The organism is Abiotrophia sp. HMSC24B09 (assembly GCF_001815865.1).
Lineage (GTDB): Bacteria > Bacillota > Bacilli > Lactobacillales > Aerococcaceae > Abiotrophia.
Genome location: NZ_KV822203.1, coordinates 69,319 through 69,752, shown reverse-complemented (window position 1 = coordinate 69,752; position 434 = coordinate 69,319). Strand labels below are relative to the sequence as shown.

The following is a 434-nucleotide window of genomic DNA, read 5'->3' as shown; positions in this document are numbered from 1 at the left end:
CCAGGAATACATTGACCAGGCCAGCGACCGGGTCTGCTTTCAAGCTGGGGAGGGCTGGGGCTTTGTGACCCTTCAAGAAACTTCCCCTGTCTGTCTGGAAATTCACTGCATGGGCGTCCTCAAGGCCCATCAGGGCCAGGGACTAGGCCGCCAGCTCATGGCGGCGGCTGAAGACTATGCAATCAGCCGGGGCTATCATTATCTGCAGGTCAAGACGGTGGCCCCGGGCCATTATGAGGCTTATGATGCCACTAATGCCTTCTACCAGGCCTGTGGCTACGAGGCCATTGAAGTCTTCCCGGATCTCTGGGATGAATGGAATCCCTGCTTACTTCGACTCAAGTATCTCAAGACCAATCAATAAAATGAGGTGAATGCCATGTTAGAAACCAAACGCGTTTCAGTGATTCAATTAGTGCAAGCAGGTCAAGACC

The 434-nt window shown here is 53.2% G+C and carries 1 protein-coding gene; it reads left to right on the top strand.

Annotated features, from left to right (window positions below):
• On the top strand, window positions 1–364 hold a 364-nt coding region (locus HMPREF3093_RS09790; RefSeq protein WP_180363270.1), incomplete at its 5' end, for a GNAT family N-acetyltransferase.
• Window positions 365–434: the final 70 nt, after the last annotated feature.